The sequence below is a fragment of the Methylobacterium oryzihabitans genome (assembly GCF_004004555.2).
In the GTDB taxonomy this organism is placed as follows: Bacteria; Pseudomonadota; Alphaproteobacteria; order Rhizobiales; family Beijerinckiaceae; genus Methylobacterium; species Methylobacterium oryzihabitans.
This window is the reverse complement of sequence record NZ_SACP01000010.1, coordinates 192,235-207,221: the sequence shown is the minus strand read 5'-3', so window position 1 is coordinate 207,221 and position 14,987 is coordinate 192,235. Positions and strand designations below refer to the sequence as shown.

Below are 14,987 nucleotides of genomic sequence, written 5' to 3'. Positions count from 1 at the left end.
GTCAGCAGAGAACGCCACGGGAGGGCGAAAATCAATCCTCCTGTCAGTTCATCCGGAAAGATTGTCTCAGAAATCGACGATCCGGGACGGATTTTCCAGTTATCCGGCGGCTGGAAGCGCTAGGTTTCGGGGTGCGAACGCTGGAGAGGCGGAATGGGATCAGAGACGGAGGGGGCACCGGGCGCGCCGGGCCCGGTCCGGGTGCGGGTCGACCGCGACAGCCACCCCGACCCCGCCGATTGCGCCGTGTCGGGCCGCATGCGCGGCCGGACCGGCAGCCTGGCAGGGCGCGACCGGACTGCCGGGCTTCACGTTCGGCACCGTCGCGCTCCCCTCTTGCGGGACTATCGTCCCGGCCCGCCCCGCGCACGCGGGCTTCGCACTCGCAGCGGGGCACCCTCCCCCGCAATGGGTGAGGGTTCGGGCGTGGCGGCCTCCTGAACGACGTTTTCCGCCGATGGTCCTGCGGTATCTGGATGATCGCTTCGCGACGCGGGAACCGGCTTCGCTCAGGGGCGCGGAGCCTCCGGCTCCGCGCGCGGGCTTCGGATACGGTTCTCGAACGAACCGTTCGAAAACCGTATCATTCCTCCGCGACCGGCAACGGCCGCGTGGCGACGTAGGCCACGCGCAGACCCGGCACGAAGCCGAGCCCCTCGTAGAAGGCGTGGACCCGCGGGTCCGCGCGCCCGCTCTGCATCAGCACGTGGTGGCACCCGTCCGCCCAAGCCCGCGCGAGCGCGGCCTCGACCACGGCGCGGCCGTGTCCACGCCCCCGGAGGTCGGGATGGCTGACGACGTTCTCCAGGAAACCGTGGCGGCGCCCGCCGCGCAACAGGTTCGGGGCGGTGACGAGGGTGCAGGTGGCCGCGAGGCGGTCGCGGTCCTCGGAGACGAACACGAACAAGCCCGGCTGCGCCAGGGTCTCCTGCCAGATCCGCTCGGCCCGCTCGCGAGGCTCGGCGGCGCGGCTCACCTCGGAGGCGGACCACAGCGCCAGGAGCGGCGACAGGTCGGAGGCGCGGGCGAGGCGGGCCGTGGGCGTCACGATGCCGCCCGCACCCCCTCCCCTCAATCCGGCTTGCGCGCCGCCGACTGCCCGGCCGCCGGGGTCGCGGTCGCGTCGGGTTCGAGCAGCGAGACGGTGATGGCGCGGGTGACGTGCTCGGCCATGCAGCGGAAGCCGAGATCGGCGAGGCGGAAGCCGCCGCCCGACGCCTGCCCCTTGGCGCGGGCCGCGAGGTAGCGCATCGCCTCGTAGCGCTGGACCAGCGGCACCTGCTGGCTCGCCGCGACCTTGCGGATCGCCTCGACGAACTGGTCGAAGTAGTCGTCGCCGGCGAGGCTCGCAGTATATTGCGGGTCGATCAGCACCACGTCGATGCCGTGCGACTTGATCCACGACACCGTGTCGGCGAGGGAGCGGGAGAATTCCTCGATGTCGACCCGGGCCAGCGCGTCGTTGGTGCCGACCTGCCAGACCACGAGGTCGGGCTCGGTCTCGGCGACGACGTTGCGCAGGCGCTCGGCCGCGCCGTACACGATCTCGCCGGAGACGCCGCGGCTCTGCACCTCGACGGCGATGTCGGGCATCGACTTCTCGAGGGCGTCCTCCAGGCGCACCGGGTAGCTGCCGGCCGCGCCGAGGCCGCCGGAGCTGGAACCGACCGCCAGCACGTCGACGGCGCGATGCTCCATCAGGGCCTTCTTGACCGCGCGCAGCTTGGCGAGGGTGTAGAGCTTCGAGCCCGGCACCCGGCATTCGGGCGACAGGCTCGGATCCGGGGCCTCGGGGCCGGGGGCGGTCGCCTGCGGCGGCGGGATCGGGGTCGCGGGAGTCTGGGCCACGGCACCGGACAGGGCCGCGCCCACGGCGAGGCTCACGCCGACGAGGAGGGCCGGGGAGAGCGAGAGCGCCATTCGACGAACCATGCGGTGAAGGCCAGCAGACACAATCCGCAGCCTACGGCAAAGACGTCGACGAGAAAACCGCCTCCTGTCGAGAACCTCACCAATTGCACAGCCAGGCTCGCGACCGACCCGACCGAGAACACCGCGAGCGAGTTGCGCCCCAGGGCGGCGAGTTGCCGGACCAGCCACGGCGCCCGCGGCTGGATCAGGCCGAACACCGACTGGAAGGCGAGCAGGATGCCGAGGAAGTGCAGCAGCCGGGCCGGCGTCAGGTAGGACTTGTCGAAGGTGAACAGCAGGCGCGGCTCGGGCACCAGCAGCGGGTCGGGCCGCAGGTGCAGCACCGCCAGCACGGCGCCGAGCGCCACCAGGACGATGCCGAGCGGCATCAGCCGGCGCCGCCACACCAGGAAGGCCGGCGTCTCGCGCTGCCACTCGTGGGCGAGGAAGCCGAGGACCAGCAGCAATTGCCAGCAGAACGGGTTGAAGAACCAGTGCCCCTCCGACGGCCAGGACGGCAGGTTGATCTCGTCGACGAGGCAGACCGCGTAGAGCGACAGCGACATCGCCAGGGTCAGGCCGCGATGGATCCGCGCCATCAGCACGAAGGCCGGGGCGAGGCCCAGCAGCACGACGTAGAGCGGCAGGATGTTGAAGAAGCCGAGCTGGTGCAGCAGCGTCACCCAGCCGACCGTGGCCTGGATCGGGTCGGTGAAGACCGGGCCGGCATTGTGCCACTCGACCAGCAGCGGGTTGTCGAGGGCCAGCGCCGCGCCCGCCAGCATCGCCAGCGCGACCGCCGTGATGACGAGCTGGGCGCGGTAGACCTCGACCATGCGCGACAGCAGCCGCAGCACCGTGCGGGCGGCCGGCTCGGTCTGCCCGCCGCGGCCGTGGATCGCGATGCCGATCGACCAGCCGGCCAGGAACACGAACAGCTCGGCGGCGTCCGAGATGCCGTATTGCGAGTAGGTGTAGTCCTGGAAGACGTTGCCCGGGATGTGGTTGACGAAGATCGTGATGAGGGCGAAGCCGCGCCAGAAGTCGATCGCGTTCGGTTCGCGCATCATGCTGCGTATCCCTGCAGGCACCCGGCCGTGCGACATCGTGCGGGACCAGAGCCGGCCCCGGCGGACCGGCCCGGTCGCTGCGGCACCGAGACCCGCGATCGCGGCTATTTGACGGTGCGGTCGAGCTTGTTGTCGACGAAGAAGTACAGCTCCTTCCCGCCGGGCTCGGCGTAGAGGACCTGCACTTCGCGCTTGCCGCGCCCGCTCTCGCCGACGAGGACGTCGGTCGGCGGCCGGCCCTTGAGGCGCACCAGCTCGCACTCGCCGATGCCGGGCTCGATCGCCGCGGCGGCGGTCGGGGCCGGGCCGGTGCAGCGGCCGTCCGGTGCCAGGACCGGGCCGTAATCCGGCGCGGGCGGGGGGGCGGGCTTGGGCGCCGCGATGGTGACGGGGGGCGCCGCCCGGTCGGTCGAGCCGCCGCATCCCCCCAAGGCGAGCGCCAGCCCCGCCGCGATGCCCCACCCCGTCCGCGTCATCTGCCCTCGTCCGTCCGGTCCCGTGCCTTCAGCGCCGCTTCGTAGAGGGCGGCGGCCTCGGCGTGCAAGGCCGCCCGCGACGCCTGACGCGAATAGAACATGTGCCCGCCGGGGAAAACCGCGAGGCGCAGGCGGTCGCGGCTGCCGTAGGTCGGCAACTGGTCGAGGATCAGCTTCGAGGCGAAGTACGGCGTGACGAGGTCGGTGTAGCCGTGGGCGACCAGCACCCGCAGGTGCCCGTCGAGGGCGAGCGCCTGCCGCAGCTCCGCCACCGCCTCCGGCGCGACGCGGCCCGAGCCCCAGGACCAGCCCCGGTTGACCGCGCCGCTGAGCAGTTCGTAGCGCAGGTTAGGCACGCGCCAGTTCAGGGTGCGGGCGTAGTGGTCGACCATCGCGCTCGACAAAGGCGCCTGCATCGCCGAGAGCAGCGGGTCCTCGAAGCCGGAATGGGCCGCCTCCGGGTTGGGATCCCAGCCGGTGATGCCGGTGTCGTAGGCGCTGGCGACGCGCCCGGCCTCGCGGGCGGCCTCGCGCTGGTACGAGCCGGCGGTGATCCGCCCGCCCTGCCGGCGCACCAGGGCCGGATCGAGCCCGGTGAGGTCGGCGACCCGGCGGGCGAGCCGGTCGAGGGCGGCGCCGTCGCCGGGGCCGCGCAGGAGGTCGGCGAGGTACTCGCCGGTGGCGTAGGCCTCGGCCTCGCGCTGGGTGTCCGGCGAGGGCGCGAGGCCGCGCCGCTCCGCCCCCGCCGCCGCGAGCGACGGCAGCCGGGTGACGTCGCCGAGGGGGGTGTGCCGGGGCGTCTGCAGCCACGCGAAGTCGAGCACCGGCGACAGCAGAACGAGCCCCGACAGGCCGATGCCGATCTCGTCCTGGAGCTTGCGCGCGACGAGCGGCCCGCGGAAGCCGCCGTAGCTCTCGCCGAGGAAGAACTTCGGGGCGGTCATCCGGTCGTTGGCCCGCAGCCAGCGGGCGATGGCCGAGGCGAGGATCGCGGCGTCGGCATCGACCGCGTAGAACCGCTTGGCGTCGTCGCCGGCGGCGCGGCTGTAGCCGGTGCCGACGGGATCGAGGAAGACGAGGTCGGTGAAGTCGAGCCAGGTCTCGGCGTTCGGCACCGGGACGGGGGGCGCCGACGGGCTCACCGTGCCGCCGTCGAGGGGCAGGCGCCACGGCCCGACCGCGCCGAGGTTGAGATAGGCCGAGGCGGCGCCCGGTCCGCCATTGACCGCGAAGGTGACCGGCCGCACCGGACTCCTGTCCGGCAGCAGGTAGGCGGTGAAGGCGATCTCGGCCTGGAGCTTGCCGGCTTCGTCGACCAGCGGCAGGCTGCCGGCGACCGCGGTCAGGTCGAGGCGGCGCCCGTCCGGCAGAGCCAGCGCGTGCCGGGTGGTCGCGTCGGGCGGGAGCCGGCGGCCTTCCGGCTGGCGGATCTCGGTGATGCGGGAGTCCTGTCCTCGGGGTTCCTGCCCCCGGGGTTCCTGCCCCCTCCCCTCCGGCGCCCTCGTCTGGGAGGCGGCCGGCGCGAGGCCGATCATCAGCGCGGCGAGCGCCGCCAGGATGCGGGTCATCGTTCCTCCCCTTCGGCGCGACGGTCGCTCGCTCACGCCTTCTTCTGCCAGCGCCCGCTCTCGTCCTGCTGCCAGTAGGCGACGGCATGGCCCGCCTCCTTGGCACCGCGCCATTGCTCGCGGGCGTGGAGCAGGGCGTCGCGGTCGTTGCCGTCGAACAGGATCACGATGCGCTCGTAGGTGCCGGCATCGTCGGGCAGGGCGGCGCCCTCGACCAGGAAGCGGATCGACGCGGCGTTCGGGTTGGCGTCGCGCAGGGTCAGCACCACCGGCTGCGTCGCGGCGTCGCCGTCGCGGTCGGTGCCGTGGGGCAGGAAGCTCTCCTCGGAGAAGGTCCAGAGATGGTCGTCGAGGGCCTGGAGCCGCTCCTCGCTCGCCGCCTGGATGGCGACGCGCCATCGGCGCTCCAGGGATTTCTCCAGGAGGCTCGGCAGCACCGCCTCGAGCGGCTGGCGCTGCATGTGGTAGAACAGGATCTCGGTCACGCCGCTGAGATAGGACGGGCGCGCCGCGACGGCATCCCCGTTCAATCGAGGATGACGTGCGGCACGAAGCGGGCGCGGTTGCCGGTGATGAGGCCCGGGCTCTCGCGCAGGCACAGGCCGGCGGGCTCGTCGCCGACCACCCAGCTTCCGACCAGCACCCGCTGCCCGCCGAAATCCGGCAGCTCGGCGAATCCCTGGCGGACATGGCCCTCGGCGCCGTAGGGGCCGTCCTCGCGGGCGATCACCGCGGCGTCGCGCACCATCAGCACGTTGGCGCCCTCCCGCGCCAGGATCGGCTTGCGCACGAAGGAGGACCCGAGCACCGCCTTGCGCGGGTCGTCCTCGAAGAAGGCCGGCAGCAGGTTCGGGTGGCCGGGCTCCATCGCCCACAGATGCGCCAGCAGCCCCTTGTTCGACAGCACCGCCTTCCAGGGCGGTTCGAGGAACCGGGTCGGCGTGCCGGCGAGGTGGGCCGCGAAGGGATCGCGGAACATCCACTCCCACGGATAGAGCTTGAACAGGGTGCCGAGCGGCGCGCCGAGGGCGTCCGCGAACGCGCCGTCCTCGGTCAGCGCGACCGTCTCCAGCGGCACGAACCGGGTGTCGCAGCCGGCCTGCCGGGCGCAGTCCTGGAGGTAGGCGACGGTGCCGCGGTCCTCCGGCGCGCCGTCGAGGCAGGTGAACGCGACCGCGCCGCCGATCTCGCGAAAGCGGGCGACGAGGCGGTCGTGGACCGAGTTGAACTGGTCGGTGCCCGCCGGCAGCCGCCCGCGGGCGAGACTGTTCTCCAGCCACAGCCACTGGAACGCGCCGGTCTCGTAGAGGGCGGTCGGGGTGTCGGCGTTGTATTCGAGCAGCTTGGCCGGACCGCCGGCGCCGTAGGCGAGGTCCAGGCGGCCGTAGAGCGCCGGGTCGCGCCGGCGCCAGCTCGCGCGCACGGCGTCGAAGGCCGCTTCGGGGATCGCCAGCGAGGCGAGGATGCGCGCGTCCTCCACCGCCCGCTCGGCGAAGGCGAGGCAGAGGGCGTGCAACTCGGCGGTCGGGGCCTCGATCCCGGCCTCGATCTCGTCGAGGCCGAAGGCGTAGGCGTGGCTCTCGTCCCAGTACGGCGCGCCGTCGAGGGTGTGGAAGCCGAAGCCGGCCTGCTCCGCGTGCTCGCGCCAGTCCGGCCGCTCGCCGAGGTCGAGGCGGCGCATCAGCTCCCGCCCCCGCTATGGCCGGCGCTGATCGCGTGGCCGGTGCCGCCGAAGCCGCCGCTGGCGACGACCCGGGGCGAGTTCGCGCTCCCGACGGTGCGGGTCAGGACGGACGACACCTTGGCGACGCCCGAGCCGTCGCTCGGCCCCCAGACCCGGCCCCCGGAGGCGGTGCAGTAGCCGTGGCTGCTCACGAGCCCGCCGCGGGCCGGGCCGCAGCCGCGGGTCTCGTGCCGGAACAGCGGCTGGGCCGGCCGGTCCTCGTCCGGGCGCCGGGCGAGCATGAAGCCGGACAGGCTCGGAACGAAGCGTCCGGCGGCGTCCGACGACACCGCGGTGCCGTCGAGGCAACCGCCGCAACCGTGATGCGCCTCGCAGGCGGCGCGGCTCTGGTAGCGCGGCGCCACGCTCGGATAGAGGCGATGCGCCTCCCGGTCGGCGGCGTCGCAATCCGCGACGCTGCGCAGGCCCGCGTCCCGGCACGCGACGAGGGTCTGGTAGATCAGCATGTCGTCCTCGCGCTGCGACGGGTCGTGGCGGCCGAGCGCCATCGCGGCGATCCCGGCGCCGGCGACCAGGGTGAGCGAGACCGATTGCGACCGCTTGGACAGGGAGGGCGCCCAGGCCATGCCCGCCTCCCGCTCAGTAGGTCATCGCCGCGGCGTTGACGACGCCGGCGGCGAGGGAGGCGGCGGCGAGGAAGATCGCCGGGGCGTTCTCGCCGGCCTCGATCTGGCGCGACAGGTCCGGCAGGGCGACGCGCACCGCCCAGTAGACCCCCATCTGCACCACGAGGGCGACGAGGCCCCAGATGGCGCAGTCGAGCAGGCCCTGCGCGTTGTCGATCGCCGCCGCCAGCGGCAGGGCGAAGGCGACGAGGCTGCCGCCCAGCGCGATCGCCGCCGACGTGACGCCGCGCCGGATCAGCCCGATCTCGTCGTGCGCCGTCGCCAGCATGTAGACGACGAGGTAGCCCGCCACGAGCGCCGCTGCCGTCGCAACATAGGCCAGGAAAGCCCCGAGCCCCGAGATCGATGCGAGCATCCGACGCTCCGCCGAAGATGAAGACGGAGCTTGACTAGACGCGATTCGTGGTCCTGGCCAGTCTTTGGACCGGACGGTGGGTGCGCGGCCGCACGGTCCGTCTCAGTGCCCCAGTACCTCGCCCCGCGGCGCCGGCCGCGTGACGCCGGGCTGCGCGAGCCGCTTGGCCACCAGGGCCGCGCAGGCGATCAGGCCCGGGATCGCCACCACGGTGAACACCTCGGCGAAGCCGAGCTGGCGGCGCGACAGTTCGGCGACCAGGAACGAGCCGGCGATTCCGCCGAACCGGCCGAGGCCGAGCATCCAGGCGACGCCGGTGGCGCGCCCTTGCGTCGGGTAGTAGCCCGCCGCGAGCGCCGGCAGCGAGGATTGCGCGGTGTTCATGAGGGTGCCGGCGAGGAACACCACCAGCATCAGGAGGCCGTGGTTCCCGGTGGCCTGACCGATCGCCCACACCGCCACGGCGGTGAGGCCGAAGCCCGCCGCGATGATGAGGTTGCCGTCGAACCGGTCCATCAGCCAGCCGAACAGGATCGCGCCGACGCCGCCGAGGGGGAACAGGGCCGCGATCAGGGCGGCGGTCTGCGGCTGCAATCCGGCATCCTTGAACAGGATCGGCATCCAGTTGATGAGCGCGTAGAAGATCACGAGGCCCATGAAGTAGGCCAGCCACAGCATCGCCGAGCCGACGAGGTAGGGCCGCGACAGCACCACGCCGATGCCGCTGCGCGCCCCCGAGGCCGGGGCCGCCTCGGTGATCCGGAACTCCGTCGCGAGGTCGGCGGCGGGCGAGATCCGCCGCAGGATCCGGCGCAGGCGCTCGGGTGCGGCGCCCCGGGCGGCGAGGTAGCGGGCGGATTCGGGCAGCAGGGCCGCGAGCAGGACGACGAGGACCAGCGGGACGATGCCGCCGAGGACCAGCACGCTGCGCCAGCCGAAATGCGGGATCATCCAGGCGGCGAGGAAGCCGCCGAAGGCCGCGCCGAGGGGGAAGCCGCAGAACATCGCGTTGGTCAGTGTCGCGCGACGGGCATCCGGGCAGTACTCGCTCATCAGCGTCACGGCGTTGGGCATCGCGGCGCCGAGGCCGAGGCCCGTGACGAAGCGCCAGACCACGAGTTGCGTCAGGTCGCCGGAGAATCCCGAGAGCAGGCAGGCGACGCCGAAGACCAGGACCGAGACCACCAGCACCGCCTTGCGGCCGAAGCGGTCGGCGAGCGGCCCGGCCGAGAGCGCCCCGAAGGCGAGGCCGAACAGGGCCGCGCTCAGCACCGGGGCTAGGGCCGGGCGGCTGACGCCCCACTCGGCGACGAGCGAGGGCGCGATGTAGCCGATCGCCGCGGTGTCGAACCCGTCGAGAAGCACGATGAGGAAGCACAGGGCGAAGATCAGCCACTGGAAGCCGGAGAACCGGCTCTCGTTGATGAGGCCCTGGATGTCGGTGATGCGGCGCTCGGCCATCTCGTCTCCTCCGGATCGTCGCGGCCCGCGGCGCATTCGCCGGCATGGCCTCGTCGTTGTTGTTGGGGCGACAGATGCCGGCTGCGGCGGGCCGGCACGATGGACGATTTTCACGATCTCTTGGATTTTCCGCTCCGGCGATCGTGGCGGCGCTGCCGGCGCGGCACGGTGCATCGCGCCGGCAAACCGGCTATGGCCCGGAGGCCGGGGCGCCCCGGTTCCCGCCGCTCGAGACAGAGGCTGCCGTGAGGGATTTCTCCAGGCCGGGGCGCTCGCCCGTCTACGCCGCCAACGCCGCCGTCGCGACCTCGCACCCGCTCTCGACGCTGGCCGCGATCGAGGTGCTGCGGTCCGGCGGCAACGCCGTCGACGCCGCCATCGCGGCGGTCGCGGTCCAGGGCGTGGTCGATCCGCTGATGACCGGCATCGGCGGCGACTGCTTCGCGCTCTACGCCCCGGCGGGCGCGGCCGTGCCGGTCGCCCTCAACGGCTCGGGCCGCAGCCCGGCGGCGGCCGAGGATTCCTGGTACCTGGAGCGGGGGCTCACGATCGGGCCGACCTCGCCGCACGCCGTTACGGTGCCGGGGGCGGTCGCGGCCTGGGCCCACCTCGTCGAGCGCTACGGCACCCGCCCGCTCGGCGAGCTGCTGGCGCCGGCCATCGCCTGTGCCGAGGACGGCTACCCGGTGCAGCCGCGGGTGGCGTTCGACTGGGCCCGCAACGTCGCGCGGGTCGCCGGCGACCCGGCCGCGGCAGCCGCCTACCTCGTCGATGGCCGGGCACCGGGCGTCGGCACGATCATGCGCCACCCGGCGCTCGCCGCCACCCTGCGGCGGATCGCGACGGAGGGGCCGCGGGGCTTCTACGAGGGGCCGGTGGCCGAGGACATCGTGGCGCGCCTGCGCGAACTCGGCGGCCTGCATAGCCTCGACGACTTCGCGGGCGCCGCGCCCGAGACCGTGACCCCGATCACCACCCGCTACCGCGGCTACGACGTCTACGAGTGTCCCCCGAGCGGCCAGGGCCTCGCGGCGCTGATGATGCTCAACGTGCTGACCCACTCCGACGTCGGCGCCCTGTCCGAGCTCGACCGGGTCCACCTCTTCGCCGAGGCGTGCAAGCAGGCCTATCACCACCGCGACGCGCTGTTCGCCGACCCGGTTCTCGCCCGGGTGCCGGTGGAGCACCTGCTGTCGGATGCCTGGCACGCCAGCGCCCGCGGGGCGATCGACATGGCGCGGGCGCAGGAGCCGGTGATCTGGCCCGAGGTCGCGCACAAGGACACGGTCTATCTCTGCGTGGTCGATCGCGACGGCAACGCGATCTCGCTCATCAACTCGATCTTCCAGGGCTTCGGCAGCGGCATCCTGGCGCCGGAGAGCGGGGTGCTGCTGCACAACCGCGGCTTCTCGTTCCGGGTCGAGCCCGGCCACCCGAACACGATCGGCCCGCGCAAGCGCCCGATGCACACGATCATCCCGGGCATGCTGATGAGGGACGGCCGCGCGGTGGCGCCGTTCGGCGTGATGGGCGGGCATTATCAGGCGATGGGCCATGTCGAGCTGCTGACCGGCCTCATCGACCGCGGCCTCGACGTGCAGGAGGCGCTGGATGCCCCGCGCAGCTTCGCCTATGGCGGCGGCATCGAGCTGGAGCCGGGCTTCTCCCCCGACCTCGCCGCCGGCCTGATGGCGCGCGGCCACGCGGTGCGGCCGGAGGCCGGACCGATCGGCGGCGGTCAGGTGATCTGGATCGACCACGCCGCGGGCACGCTCGCAGCCGGGTCGGATCCGCGCAAGGACGGCAGCGCGCTGGGGTATTGAGCACGTCCGGAGGCGGGGCCCCGCTCGCTTCTCCGGACCCGGCACCGGAACCTGCCCGCCGCGGGGTGTTTCCCGGGGCGGGCGGGGCGGCCGATACGAAATCCGATTGATTGCTCGGCGACTGCGTTGCAGTCGCTTTCGCAATGCGGATTTCGGCCTCGCTCAGGTGTGTGGAGCCGAAGGCTCCACCGCGCGGGCCTGTGATACGATTTCCGGAACGGATCGTCCGGAAATCGTATCAATCGCCCAGGTCGTCGCCCGCGTCGGGCGGCCGCCCGCGGCCGGCCCGGGACAAAATGGCGAGTCCCGTCCGCGCGTCCGTGCCGGCGGCGCGCTCCCTGAAGTAGCTCTCCGTGCGCAGGGCGGACAGTTTCTCCGCGACGGCCACGTTGATGAACTGGTTGAGCGCCACTCCCTCTGACTCCGAGACCCTGCGGGCCTCGTCGAGGAGAGAGGGCTGGAGCCTGAGAGCGAAGTTGCTCTTCTTCACCGTGTTGCCTCCAACCGCTTCCAGGCATCGCCCGGCGAAAGGATGTCGATGCCGAACCGTGCACCGACCACTCCGAAGTCGCGCCGGTTGAAGGTCACGATCGCTTCGGCTCGCCCGTTCACCGCCGCCTCGAGAACCATGTCGTCATCCGGATCCCGCACCGCCGGACGCCATAGGAACGCCAGCCGCACCGGTTCGGCAACAGCGGCGATGGCGCCGATGAGGGCGTCCATTTCCTCTGCCTGCAAGCCTGCGGCTTCGAGATGCTGTGGGCGCATCATGACGGCTTCGTATTCGAGCATGAGCGGCACCGAGGCGAGCAGGGTCAGGCGCCGCTCCAGCGTGGCGACCAGCAGCCGCCGGGACGCCCCTGCCTCGCTGCGGACCGCCGCCACCATCGTCGCCGTATCCAGGACAAGCCTCATGCCACAGAGGCTGGCAGGATTGGCCGGTTTGACAAGCGGGATTGCGGGACCCGCCGAATCGGCTCCTCCGGAAGTGTCGCGAAGCCGCGGCTACCGGCCGATCGGTCCCGTGGAGCCGCCGCTCCCTCCCTGTGTGCATCGCAGCAATGCGGCAAACGCCGCTTTGCGGGCGTCATGAACGCGTGCTATCGGCCGGTGCCAACTCGTTCCGGCAGGTCCGCTCCCCGCGGCCCGTTCCGCGCACCACAGGGAGTTGGCTCATGGCTCGTATCAGCGCCGGTTCGATCATCGAAGGGCTGACCTTCGACGACGTCCTGCTTCGTCCGGCCGCCTCGTCGGTGATGCCGGCGGAGGTCAGCCTCGCCACCCGGCTCACCCGCACCATCAGGCTCAACATGCCGATCATCGCCTCGGCGATGGACACGGTGACCGAGGCCCGCATGGCCATCGCCATGGCGCAGAACGGCGGGCTCGGCGTCATCCACCGCAACCTCGAGCCGCCGGAACAGGCCGAGCAGGTGCGGCTGGTCAAGAAGTACGAGTCGGGCATGGTGCTCAACCCGATCACCATCCACCCGGACGAGACCCTCGCCGACGCCTACGCGCTGATGCGCCAGCACGGCATCTCGGGCATCCCGGTGGTCGAGCGCGGCCCCAACGGCTCGCGCGGCAAGCTCGCCGGCATCCTCACCAACCGCGACACCCGCTTCGCCACCGACCAGAGCCAGCCGGTCTCCGAGCTGATGACCCGGGACCGGCTCATCACCGTGCGCGAGGGCGTGACCCAGGACGAGGCCAAGCGGCTGCTGCACCAGTTCCGCATCGAGAAGCTGCTCGTCGTCGACGACCACTACCGCTGCATCGGCCTCATCACGGTCAAGGACATCGAGAAGCAGGTCGCCTACCCCAACGCGGTCAAGGACGAGCAGGGCCGCCTGCGGGTCGCCGCCGCCACCACCACCGGCGAGGGCGGGTTCGAGCGCGCCGAGCGGCTGATCGACGCCGGCTGCGACGTCATCGTGGTCGACACCGCCCACGGCCACTCGGCCAAGGTGCTGGAGAGCGTGCGCCGGGTGAAGACCCTGTCGAACGCCGTCCAGGTCATCGCCGGCAACGTCGCCACGCGGGAAGGCGCCCAGGCGCTCATCGACGCCGGCGCCGACGCGATCAAGGTCGGCATCGGCCCGGGCTCGATCTGCACCACCCGCATCGTCGCGGGCGTCGGCGTGCCCCAGCTCACCGCCCTGATGGAGGCGGTCGAGGCCGCCGCCGACGCCGACGTGCCGGTGATCGCCGACGGCGGCATCAAGTATTCCGGCGACCTCGCCAAGGCGATCGCCGCCGGCGCCTCGGTGGCGATGCTCGGCTCGCTCCTCGCCGGCACCGACGAGGCGCCGGGCGAGGTGTTCCTGTACCAGGGTCGCTCCTACAAGAGCTACCGCGGGATGGGCTCGGTCGGCGCGATGGCGCGCGGCTCCGCCGACCGCTACTTCCAGGCCGAGGTCAGCGACACCCACAAGCTCGTGCCGGAGGGCATCGAGGGGCAGGTGCCGTACAAGGGCCCGGTCGCGGCGGTGCTGCACCAGCTCGCGGGTGGGCTTCGCGCCGCCATGGGCTATGTCGGGGCGCCCTCGATCCCGGAGATGCAGGAGCGGGCGCAGTTCATCCGCATCACCAATGCGGGCCTGCGCGAGAGCCACGTCCACGACGTGACTATCACCCGCGAAAGCCCGAACTACCCGAGCCGGATGTGATACGAATTTCGGACGATTCGTTCCGACATCGTATCATCAGCCCGCGCGGCGCTTGAGCGAAGCCGAAATCCGCATTGCGAAAGCGATCCGGAAGGATCGCCCGAAGCAATCATTCGGATTTCGTATGACGGCGAGGCGGCCCCGACCGGGGCCGCCCCCCTACTCCATCGTCGGCGCCAGGGTCTTGACCCCCGGCACGTCCTCTCCGAGCCACGCCGCGTTCTTGGCGGTGCCGTCGAAGGTCGCGCTGGTCTTGAACAGCTCGTACTTGCCCTCCAGCGCGTAGGGCCGGCTGCGGCCGAGAAGCTCGGCGACGCTCGCCTTGTCCATCGGCCGGAAGGTCTTCACCGCCTCGAACGCCTGATCGAGGTCGCGCTGGTTCTGGATCCCGGTGATGACCACCGCGACCGGCAGGTTGAGCGAGAAGTGGAGGTACTCGATCGGCTTGATCGGCGCGTCGCTCTTCAGGATCACGCCGTCGCCGAAGGTCTTCATGGCGAGCGGCGCGATCCCGTTCTGCACGAGGTAGGGCAGGACGAGGTGGCCGAAGCTGCGGAAATGCGCGTCCATCACGTTAAGGGGCATCTGCACCGCGTCGAAGCGGAAGCCGCGCTCGGCGGCGACCTCCAGCATCTGGAGGTGGATGCGCGGATCCTTGTGGCCGGTGAAGCCGATGTGGCGCAGCTTGCCGGCCTGCTTCGCCGCGACGAACGCCTCCATCGCCCCGCCCTCGGCGAAGACCCGGTCGGGGTCGTCGTAGCGCAGGATCTCGTGATGCTGGACGAGGTCGATCCGGTCGGTGCGCAGGCGCTTGAGCGATTCGTCGATCTGCCGCGTCGCCTCCTCCCGGGTCCGCCCGTCCATCTTGGACATCAGGAAGACCTTGTCGCGGTAGCCGCCCTGGCTCAGCGCCTCCCCCATCCGCTGCTCCGAGCGGCCCTGATTGTAGTCCCAGCAATTGTCCATGAAGGTGATGCCGCGGTCGACGCCCTCGTGGATCAGCCGCGTCGCCTCGGCGTCGGTCACCGCGTTCTTGCCGAGGTGGAACCCGCCCATACCGATCGCCGAGATCGTCTCGCCGGTGCGGCCGAAGGGGCGGTAGAGCATCTCGCCCCGGCGCTCGCCGGGATCGGTGACGAAGGGCAGGTCGGCGGGATCGTCCGGGCGGCCGCCGGGCAGGCCGGTCCGCGACGGGGCGGGGCCGGTGGCCGCGCCCGCGGCCCCCGAGACGGTGAGGCCGGCGCCGAGGGCGGCGCCCTGCAGGAAGCTGCGACGTTCCATGGC

15 protein-coding genes are annotated in these 14,987 nt (G+C 72.0%); 2 read left to right on the top strand and 13 right to left on the bottom strand.

Annotated elements, in window-relative coordinates:
• Positions 1-583 precede the first annotated feature (583 nt).
• The 10 genes from EOE48_RS12490 to EOE48_RS12445 form a co-directional block, all read right to left on the bottom strand.
• Positions 584-1,048, bottom strand: a complete 465-nt coding sequence (locus EOE48_RS12490) for a GNAT family N-acetyltransferase (protein ID WP_127729415.1) — start codon at positions 1,046-1,048, stop codon at positions 584-586.
• Positions 1,049-1,071: 23 nt separating this feature from the next.
• The gene (locus tag EOE48_RS12485) at positions 1,072-1,920 is read right to left on the bottom strand and encodes an SGNH/GDSL hydrolase family protein (RefSeq protein WP_127729413.1); all 849 of its coding nucleotides are present in this window, start codon (positions 1,918-1,920) and stop codon (positions 1,072-1,074) included.
• Positions 1,881-2,978 carry an OpgC family protein gene (locus EOE48_RS12480; RefSeq protein WP_187371400.1) on the bottom strand — a complete coding sequence of 366 codons (1,098 nt, stop codon included), beginning with the start codon at positions 2,976-2,978 and terminating at the stop codon, positions 1,881-1,883. Before EOE48_RS12480 ends, EOE48_RS12485 begins: the two co-directional genes overlap by 40 nt.
• A 107-nt stretch (positions 2,979-3,085) precedes the next feature.
• Complete coding sequence (locus EOE48_RS12475; RefSeq protein ID WP_127729409.1) at positions 3,086-3,457, bottom strand: hypothetical protein; 372 nt, start codon at positions 3,455-3,457, stop codon at positions 3,086-3,088.
• Entirely contained in the window at positions 3,454-5,025 is a 1,572-nt protein-coding gene (locus tag EOE48_RS12470; protein WP_127729407.1) for a S10 family peptidase, read from the bottom strand. The genes EOE48_RS12475 and EOE48_RS12470 overlap by 4 nt, the downstream gene beginning before the upstream one ends.
• A 32-nt stretch (positions 5,026-5,057) precedes the next feature.
• The gene (locus EOE48_RS12465) at positions 5,058-5,510 is read right to left on the bottom strand and encodes a DNA polymerase III subunit chi (protein ID WP_127729449.1); all 453 of its coding nucleotides are present in this window, start codon (positions 5,508-5,510) and stop codon (positions 5,058-5,060) included.
• A 41-nt stretch (positions 5,511-5,551) separates the two neighbouring features.
• A complete protein-coding gene (locus tag EOE48_RS12460; RefSeq protein WP_127729405.1) occupies positions 5,552-6,706 on the bottom strand; it encodes a glutathionylspermidine synthase family protein in 1,155 nt (384 codons plus the stop codon).
• Positions 6,706-7,335, bottom strand: coding sequence for a DUF1190 domain-containing protein (locus tag EOE48_RS12455; protein ID WP_127729403.1), 630 nt, complete (start codon positions 7,333-7,335; stop codon positions 6,706-6,708). The genes EOE48_RS12460 and EOE48_RS12455 overlap by 1 nt, the downstream gene beginning before the upstream one ends.
• A gap of 13 nt (positions 7,336-7,348) precedes the next feature.
• Positions 7,349-7,750: a DUF350 domain-containing protein gene (locus EOE48_RS12450; protein WP_127729401.1), complete on the bottom strand. Its 402-nt coding sequence runs from the start codon at positions 7,748-7,750 to the stop codon at positions 7,349-7,351.
• 102 nt (positions 7,751-7,852) lie between these two features.
• The gene (locus EOE48_RS12445; RefSeq protein ID WP_127729399.1) at positions 7,853-9,211 is read right to left on the bottom strand and encodes an MFS transporter; all 1,359 of its coding nucleotides are present in this window, start codon (positions 9,209-9,211) and stop codon (positions 7,853-7,855) included.
• Between the two features lie 245 nt (positions 9,212-9,456).
• On the opposite strand from EOE48_RS12445, the gene EOE48_RS12440 reads away from it, so the two are divergent.
• Positions 9,457-11,034 carry a gamma-glutamyltransferase family protein gene (locus EOE48_RS12440; RefSeq protein ID WP_127729397.1) on the top strand — a complete coding sequence of 526 codons (1,578 nt, stop codon included), beginning with the start codon at positions 9,457-9,459 and terminating at the stop codon, positions 11,032-11,034.
• A 238-nt stretch (positions 11,035-11,272) separates the two neighbouring features.
• Here the strand turns inward: EOE48_RS12440 and EOE48_RS12435 are convergent, their stop codons facing one another.
• Complete coding sequence (locus tag EOE48_RS12435; protein ID WP_127729395.1) at positions 11,273-11,524, bottom strand: hypothetical protein; 252 nt, start codon at positions 11,522-11,524, stop codon at positions 11,273-11,275.
• Positions 11,521-11,949 carry a putative toxin-antitoxin system toxin component, PIN family gene (locus EOE48_RS12430; RefSeq protein ID WP_127729393.1) on the bottom strand — a complete coding sequence of 143 codons (429 nt, stop codon included), beginning with the start codon at positions 11,947-11,949 and terminating at the stop codon, positions 11,521-11,523. The genes EOE48_RS12435 and EOE48_RS12430 overlap by 4 nt, the downstream gene beginning before the upstream one ends.
• Positions 11,950-12,209: 260 nt before the next feature.
• Here EOE48_RS12430 and guaB point away from each other — a divergent pair, with 260 nt between their 5' ends.
• Entirely contained in the window at positions 12,210-13,703 is a 1,494-nt protein-coding gene (gene guaB, locus EOE48_RS12425; RefSeq protein WP_127729391.1) for an IMP dehydrogenase, read from the top strand.
• A 159-nt stretch (positions 13,704-13,862) separates the two neighbouring features.
• On the opposite strand, the gene EOE48_RS12420 is transcribed toward guaB, so the two are convergent.
• Positions 13,863-14,984 carry an aldo/keto reductase gene (locus EOE48_RS12420; RefSeq protein ID WP_127729389.1) on the bottom strand — a complete coding sequence of 374 codons (1,122 nt, stop codon included), beginning with the start codon at positions 14,982-14,984 and terminating at the stop codon, positions 13,863-13,865.
• Between the last annotated feature and the right edge of the window lie 3 nt (positions 14,985-14,987).

What these genes read in the sequence shown, in the direction of transcription:
- EOE48_RS12485 (WP_127729413.1), bottom strand. Translation starts at nt 1,920, where the DNA reads ATGGCGCTCTCGCTCTCCCCGGCCCTCCTCGTCGGCGTGAGCCTCGCC.
- EOE48_RS12480 (WP_187371400.1), bottom strand. Translation starts at nt 2,978, where the DNA reads ATGCGCGAACCGAACGCGATCGACTTCTGGCGCGGCTTCGCCCTCATC.
- EOE48_RS12475 (WP_127729409.1), bottom strand. Translation starts at nt 3,457, where the DNA reads ATGACGCGGACGGGGTGGGGCATCGCGGCGGGGCTGGCGCTCGCCTTG.
- EOE48_RS12470 (WP_127729407.1), bottom strand. Translation starts at nt 5,025, where the DNA reads ATGACCCGCATCCTGGCGGCGCTCGCCGCGCTGATGATCGGCCTCGCG.
- EOE48_RS12460 (WP_127729405.1), bottom strand. Translation starts at nt 6,706, where the DNA reads ATGCGCCGCCTCGACCTCGGCGAGCGGCCGGACTGGCGCGAGCACGCG.
- EOE48_RS12455 (WP_127729403.1), bottom strand. Translation starts at nt 7,335, where the DNA reads ATGGCCTGGGCGCCCTCCCTGTCCAAGCGGTCGCAATCGGTCTCGCTC.
- EOE48_RS12450 (WP_127729401.1), bottom strand. Translation starts at nt 7,750, where the DNA reads ATGCTCGCATCGATCTCGGGGCTCGGGGCTTTCCTGGCCTATGTTGCG.
- EOE48_RS12445 (WP_127729399.1), bottom strand. Translation starts at nt 9,211, where the DNA reads ATGGCCGAGCGCCGCATCACCGACATCCAGGGCCTCATCAACGAGAGC.
- EOE48_RS12430 (WP_127729393.1), bottom strand. Translation starts at nt 11,949, where the DNA reads ATGAGGCTTGTCCTGGATACGGCGACGATGGTGGCGGCGGTCCGCAGC.
- guaB (WP_127729391.1), top strand. Translation starts at nt 12,210, where the DNA reads ATGGCTCGTATCAGCGCCGGTTCGATCATCGAAGGGCTGACCTTCGAC.
- EOE48_RS12420 (WP_127729389.1), bottom strand. Translation starts at nt 14,984, where the DNA reads ATGGAACGTCGCAGCTTCCTGCAGGGCGCCGCCCTCGGCGCCGGCCTC.